Below are 6422 nucleotides of genomic sequence, written 5' to 3' on the forward strand. Positions count from 1 at the left end.
GATCAGCAGCTTCACCGACTTCGACAGCGCCTTGGCGATCTCCACCAACTGCTGCTTGCCGACGCCGATGTCGGCGACCCGGGTCTCGGGGTGCTCGTCGAGACCGACCCGGCGCAGCAGTTCGGTGGCGTGCTTGAGCGTGTCGTTCCAGTTGATGAACCCGCGCCGGGCGTGTTCGTTGCCGAGGAAGATGTTCTCGGCGATGGACAGGAACGGCACCAGCGCCAGTTCCTGGTGGATGATGACGATGCCGTGCTGCTCGCTGGCCCGGATGTCCTTGAAGCGGCAGAGCTCCCCCTCGAAGAGGATCTCGCCCTCGTAGGTGCCGTGCGGATGGACGCCGGAGAGCACCTTCATCAGGGTGGACTTCCCGGCGCCGTTCTCGCCGCAGATGGCGTGGACCTCGCCCTGACGGACCGTCAGGGTGACGTCCGACAGCGCCTTGACGCCGGGAAAGGTCTTGACGATCGAGCGCATTTCCAGGACGGGTCCCGCCATGGTCGTGCCTTCCAGTCGTGTGCGGTCGGTGGGAGCGGGCCGTTACTTGAGCTGGGAGTCGGTGTAGTAGCCGCCCTTGACCAGGACGTCCTCGTAGTTGGACTTGTCCACGCTCACCGGCTGCAGCAGGTAGGCCGGCACGACCTTGGAGCCGTTGTCGTACGTCTTGGTGTCGTTGACCTGCGGCTTCTTGCCGTTGAGCACGTCGTCGACCATGGTCGAGGCGACCTCGGCGAGCTTGCGGGTGTCCTTGTAGACGGTCTGCGTCTGCTCACCGGCGATGATCGACTTCACCGAGGCCAGCTCCGCGTCCTGGCCGGTGATCACCGGCAGCGGCTTGCTCTTGGAGCCGTAGCCGTCCGACTTCAGCGAGGACAGCACACCGATGGAGATGCCGTCGTACGGGGAGAGGACCGCGTCGACCCGCTGGCTCTTGTAGGAGGAGGTCAGGATGTCGTCCATGCGCTTCTGCGCGGTGGCGCCGTCCCAGCGCAGCGTGGTGACCTGATTCAGCGCGGTCTGCCCGGAGCGCACGACCAGCTTCTTGCTGTCGATGTACGGCTTGAGGACGCTCATCGCGCCGCCGAAGAAGTACTTGGTGTTGTTGTCGTCGTTGGAGCCGGCGAACAGCTCGATGTTGAAGGGACCCTTGCCGTTCTTCAGACCGAGCTTGTCGACGATGTAACTGGCCTGCAGCTCGCCGACCTTGGTGTTGTCGAAGGACGCGTAGTAGTCGACGTTCTTCGAGCCGAGGATCAGCCGGTCGTAGGCGATGACCGGGATGTGCGCGTCCGCGGCCTCCTGCAGCACGTTGTTCAGGGACTTGTTGTCGATGGCCGCGACGATCAGGCCCTTGACGCCCTGGGTGATCAGGTTCTCGATCTGCGACACCTGGGTGTCCGGGTCGTCCTCGCCGAAGACCAGCTTGGTCTTGTAGCCCTTGGCCTTGAGGTTCTTCACGACGTTGTTGCCGTCGGCTATCCAGCGCTCGGAGGACTTGGTCGGCATCGCGATGCCGATCGTGCCGCCCTTGGCGCTGCCCTTGTCCTCCTTGCTGCCGCCCGAGCTGTTCTGGCCGCAGGCGGTCAGGGCGAGGGCGAGGGAGGCGGTGGTCGCCATGGTGGCGAGTGCGGCTCTGCGGTTGAGCATGGTCGTCATCCTTGGTGTGTGCGGGGTCGGTCCGGGGCGGTAGCGGTGGAGCGGGGTGGTGCCGGGTGGTGCCGGTGGTGCCGGTCGCGCTGCGCGGTGGGGCCGATGGAGCCGAGTGGTCGACCGAGAACGGTTGTGTGGGATTGTGCGCGGCTGTGTGGGCTTCTGTGAAGTCCAGTTTCCGTAACGTTATGCCGGAGTTTCGAACCGGCTCAGTGCGCCCGGCAGCCGGGAGCCCGGCGGAGCCATGTCCGCGGCCGCTCCGTGGCGCTCGAGCAGGTCCAGCGCGAGCCGGCCGCGGCGCACCCGCTCGCGTGCCGTGGCCAGCGTGACCTCGCGCAACTGGTGCCCGTACGGATAGATCCCGGGCGCCCTGGACAGGCCGAACTTCAGATAGAGCGGGGCGCCGCGCCGGATCAGCTCGGCCACCTCGTACATCCGCACATACCCGCCGAGGTCGTCGGGCGCCTCGATGTACATGTCCATCGGCGCCGCCGACACCCGCCGTATCTCGGTGAGGTGATCGAGCGTCAGATCGCTGGGCACATTGACGGAGTCGGCCCCCAGGCGCTCGAAGACGGCGAACGCGGCGGGGTTGACCGGGCCGATCAGCGCGGACACCTTCAGCGTGGTGTCGGCCGGCAGGATGCCCGCCGTACGCGCCCGGTGCAGCGTCCACAGCACGCCCTCGTCGGCCACCAGCAGGCATTTCACGCCCAGTTCGACGGCCCGTACGGCGTCCTCGACGCACCCGGCGACCGCGTCGTGGCCGCGGGCGCGCAACCCCGCGCCGCGCGAGTCCGAGCGCACCGAGCCGCCGATGTCCCAGGTGCCGCGCGGACCGGTGAACAGGCAGAGTTCGATGTCCCGTTCGGCGGTGGCGTCCACCATCTCGGTGATCTCGGCGTCGGTCAGCATCCACACGCCGCTGCCCTGGCTGATCCGGTGGATCGGCACGTCGAGCCGTGCGGACTCCTTGAGCACCACCGCCAGCGCCTCGGGTCCCTCGCAGGAGGGGATCTCGGTGCGCCAGCGGCCGCCGCCCGGGAAGGAGTGCGGCGAGGCGTCGGCGGGGTCGGGGGCCGGGGCGCCCAGGCCGAGGGTGGTGAGCGCCTGCTCACCGGGCCTGCGGGCTGCCGTGGCGGAAGCGTCGGTCACAAGCTGTCCTTAGGGGGTGTGCGTGTTCGTTCCATGCTCGTTCGGTATGTCGAACGAGGTTCGTGTCTCTGGGTGCGGAAAGGGCCGGTGGTGCGCCGGCCGCGGCGCCGTCGGGTCGCGCCGCGCCCGGCGCACGGTCAGGGCCGGAGCAGCACCTTGCCCACCTTCGGGTCGCCGGCCCCGACCAGGTCGATGGCGCGCGAGAACTCGGTGAGCGGCAGCTCGTGGGTGACGAGCGGCAGCGGATCGATCAGCCCCGCCGCGAACACCCGCACCGTGTGCGCCCAGGCCTCCGGCGGCGCCCCGAAGACGGTGCGCACCTCCAGCTGCCGTACGACGAGGCCGGTCGGGTCCAGGCCCAGGGCGCCCGGCGCCGGGATGCCGGTCAGGACCAGCCGCCCGCCGCGCCGGAGCAGCCCGGCGGCGGTACGGGCCGCGTCCGCCGAACCGGCGGTCTCGATCACCACGTCGAAGTCGCCGGGGAGGTCCTGGTCCCTGGTGCGGAAGTCCGTCGCGCCGAAGCGCCGTGACAGCTCCTCCCGGTCGTCGCGGGTGCCCACCACCAGCAGCTCGGCCGGGGAGTTCGCGCGCAGGAACTGCACGGCGAACATCCCGAGCGTGCCCGTGCCGACCACCGCGACCCGCTCGCCCGGCCGGGCGTCCGCCTTCAGCGCGGCGGCCGCGACACAGGCGGCGGGCTCCAGCAGGGCGGCGGCGGTGAGGTCGGCGTCCTCGGGCAGTACGTGCAGCAGCCGGGCGGGGAGCGTGAGGGAGCCGGCCATCGCGCCCGGCCGGGTGAAGCCCGTCTCCTCGTAGCCCGCGCCGCACAGGGTGGTCTCGCCCGCGTGACAGCGGTCGCACACCTGGCAGTTGCGGAAGCCCTCGCCCACCACCTTGCGGCCGGCGAGGCCCTCGGGCGCTCCGGGGCCCACCCGCAGGACCGTCCCCGACCACTCGTGGCCGGGTGTGAGCGGGTAACGGACGTATCCCTCGGGCCGGTTGCCCTGGTACACCTCGCGGTCGCTGCCGCAGACGCCGGCCGCGTGCACGGCGACCAGCGCCTCGCCGGGGCCGGGCTCGCGCGGAGTGTGCGGTACGAGGCGGTGCGCGCCGGGGGCCTCGACGACGACGGCGGTGCCGGCGGTGCCGCCCCGGTCCGGTTCGCGGCTCACCGGGCGTCCTTCGGGGCGCGCTTCTCCCAGCCCTCGGCCCACAGGTCGAAGTGGGCGCGCTGCTGCGGGAACTCGGCCGCCGCGTCGGTGTCCAGCTCCACGCCGAGGCCGGGCGCGTCGGAGAGGTGGAAGCAGCCGTCCTCCGGGTCCACCACCGGGGCGCCCTTGACCACCTTCTTGATCTCCGCGTCCGCGAAGTCGTTGAAGTGCTCCAGGATCTTGAAGTTGGGGGAGGTGAAGCCGACCTGGAGGGAGGCGGCGGTGAGCACGGAGCCGCCGACGTTGTGCGGGGCGATCAGCAGGTAGTGGGTCTCGGCGGTCGCGGCGAGCTTCCGGGTCTCCCAGATGCCGCCGATGTGGCCGACGTCCGGCTGGACGATGTCGACGGACTGGTCCTCGAACAGCTCGCGGAACTCGATCCGGTCGTGGACGCGCTCGCCGGTGGCGACCGGGATGTCCACCTTGGCGGCGACCTTCCGCAGCGCCTTGAGGTTCTCCGGCGGGCACGGCTCCTCCAGCCAGGCCGGCTTGAAGGGCGCCATCTCGCGGGCCAGCCGCACGGCGGTGGCGGGGGAGAAGCGGCCGTGCATCTCCAGCATCAGCTCGGCCTCCGGGCCGATCGCGTCCCGCACGGCCTCGATCAGCGAGACGGCGTACAGGGTCTGCTCGTGGTCGAGCTCGAAGTGCCCGGTGCCGAAGGGGTCGATCTTCAGTGCCCGGTAGCCGCGCTCCACGACGCCCTGCGCGGCCTTGTGGTACGCCTCCGGGGTCCGCTCGGTGGTGTACCACCCGTTGGCGTACGCCTTGACCTTGTCGGTCACCTTGCCGCCCAGCAACTGCCACACCGGGACGCCGAGGGCCTTGCCCTTGATGTCCCAGCAGGCCATCTCCACGACCGCGATGCCGGACATCACGATCTCACCCGCGCGGCCGTAGTCGCCGTACTTCATCCGGCGCACCAGGTCCTCGACGGCGAACGGGTCGGATCCGAGAATGTGGTTGGCCTCGGCCTCCCGCAGGTAGCCGATCAGAGCGTCGGTGTGGCCCAGCATCCGGGTCTCGCCGACTCCCGTGATCCCCTCGTCGGTGTGCACCTGGACGTAGGTCAGGTTGCGCCACGGCGTACCGACCACGTGTGTGCTGATTCCGGTGATGCGCACGGCAGTTGCCCCTCAGCTGTTCGATATTTCGTCACACGTTCGAAATGCTGGCGTGACATTAAGGATGGGCCGTGGGGGGTGTCAATGGGGCGAACAGGTAACGGTTTCGGCAAGGCTTTCGAGAACTCTTTCGGTCCCCCACAGAACCTTCACAGGGGCCCCTAGGAACGCTACCCGCGCGGAACTTACTCTTCCGGCGTCATGAACTACTGCCACCCGTGCCGCCGCCACCTCAACGGCGCCCTCGTCTGCCCGGGCTGCGGAACACCGGCCGAAGGCGTGCCCGCCTACGACGTGGAGGCGCCCCTGGCCCAAGTCGGTGCCCACGGCGGAGAGCTCGGTCACCGGGGTGGGGTGCAGGCGGGGGCTGGACCCGTGGCCGGCGGCGGGACCGGACCCGGGGCCGCGGCCGGGAGCGGAACGGAGGCCGGGGCCTGGGCAGGGGGCCCGGAGGCCGCCCTCGGCGGCAGTGCGCACCCGGAGCCGCAGACCCGCGCGGAGCGGCGCCGACGGGCCGGCGCGGAAGGCGCTCCGCACGCCGCGGGAGCTCCCCGCGCCGCGGGCCCGTCGCGCCCCGGGGGGCGGGCGAGTCTTGATGGTCCCGTGGGTGATCCGGGTGCCGTGGATGCTGCGGGCGCTGTGCGCCCGGCGCGGGCCGCGGCCGGTGCGAGTCGGCGGGATCGCAAGGCGGCGGCGCATCGCAGGCGTCGGCGGCGGACGTTGCTGATCGGTGCGGGGTTCGTGCTGGCGGCGGGCGGGCTGAGCCTGGCCGAACTCGGTGTCGACGCCCCGGGTCTGCCCGGCTTCTCCAGCCCGCGGCCGGCCGAGGCGGGCGCGGCCGCGGACGGCGCCGCCACGGCGTCCCCGGGAACGGGCGCGGGCGGGACCGCCCGGCCGGCCGGTGGCGCCCCCGGCGGCGGTACGGCGGGCACCCCGGACGCCTCGAAGTCCGCGTCCCCCTCCGCCTCCGCGAAGGACAAGAAGCCCGAGCCGGGCAGGAGCGGGTCGAGCTCACCCGGGCAGTCGGCCCCGGCGAGCGCGGGCGCCGTCACGGGCGCCGGCGGCGGCGCATCGTCCCCCACGACCCCGGCGGGCCCCCGCCCGACGCCCACCCCGACCACCGGACCCACCTCGCCCGGCCCCACCCCGACCCCGAAGCCGACCCGGACCTGCAAACAGTTCCTGTGGTGGTGCACGTAGACCGGCCCCCGCACGGCGGGGGCCCGGGCAAAGAGGCCCCCGGGCCTACGCGTTCAGCATCCGCCGCAGCAGGTCCCGCAGGGAC

At 71.5% G+C, this 6422-nt stretch carries 6 protein-coding genes; 1 reads left to right on the top strand and 5 read right to left on the bottom strand.

The features are described 5' to 3' along the window. The 5 genes from IE249_RS35745 to IE249_RS00775 all read right to left on the bottom strand — a co-directional run. Nucleotides 1-498: ATP-binding cassette domain-containing protein (locus tag IE249_RS35745; RefSeq protein WP_229857148.1), on the bottom strand; the 498-nt coding region annotated here is incomplete at its 3' end. Between the two features lie 42 nt (nucleotides 499-540). After that, complete coding sequence (chvE, locus tag IE249_RS00760; RefSeq protein WP_189702794.1) at nucleotides 541-1647, bottom strand: multiple monosaccharide ABC transporter substrate-binding protein; 1107 nt, start codon at nucleotides 1645-1647, stop codon at nucleotides 541-543. Between the two features lie 189 nt (nucleotides 1648-1836). After that, nucleotides 1837-2805, bottom strand: a complete 969-nt coding sequence (locus IE249_RS00765) for a hypothetical protein (protein WP_189702795.1) — start codon at nucleotides 2803-2805, stop codon at nucleotides 1837-1839. Between the two features lie 137 nt (nucleotides 2806-2942). Then, nucleotides 2943-3977 carry a zinc-dependent alcohol dehydrogenase gene (locus IE249_RS00770; protein ID WP_189702796.1) on the bottom strand — a complete coding sequence of 345 codons (1035 nt, stop codon included), beginning with the start codon at nucleotides 3975-3977 and terminating at the stop codon, nucleotides 2943-2945. After that, entirely contained in the window at nucleotides 3974-5137 is a 1164-nt protein-coding gene (locus IE249_RS00775) for a mandelate racemase/muconate lactonizing enzyme family protein (protein ID WP_189702797.1), read from the bottom strand. The genes IE249_RS00770 and IE249_RS00775 overlap by 4 nt, the downstream gene beginning before the upstream one ends. A 201-nt stretch (nucleotides 5138-5338) precedes the next feature. On the opposite strand from IE249_RS00775, the gene IE249_RS40245 reads away from it, so the two are divergent. Then, nucleotides 5339-6337: an SCO2400 family protein gene (locus IE249_RS40245; RefSeq protein WP_444544798.1), complete on the top strand. Its 999-nt coding sequence runs from the start codon at nucleotides 5339-5341 to the stop codon at nucleotides 6335-6337. Nucleotides 6338-6422: the final 85 nt, after the last annotated feature.

It is taken from the genome of Streptomyces anandii JCM 4720, from assembly GCF_014650655.1.
In the GTDB taxonomy this organism is placed as follows: Bacteria; Actinomycetota; Actinomycetes; order Streptomycetales; family Streptomycetaceae; genus Streptomyces; species Streptomyces anandii.

Excerpts from the sequence above, each read along its gene's own strand:
- chvE (WP_189702794.1), bottom strand. The coding sequence starts at position 1,647 with ATGCTCAACCGCAGAGCCGCACTCGCCACCATGGCGACCACCGCCTCC.
- IE249_RS40245 (WP_444544798.1), top strand. The coding sequence starts at position 5,339 with ATGAACTACTGCCACCCGTGCCGCCGCCACCTCAACGGCGCCCTCGTC.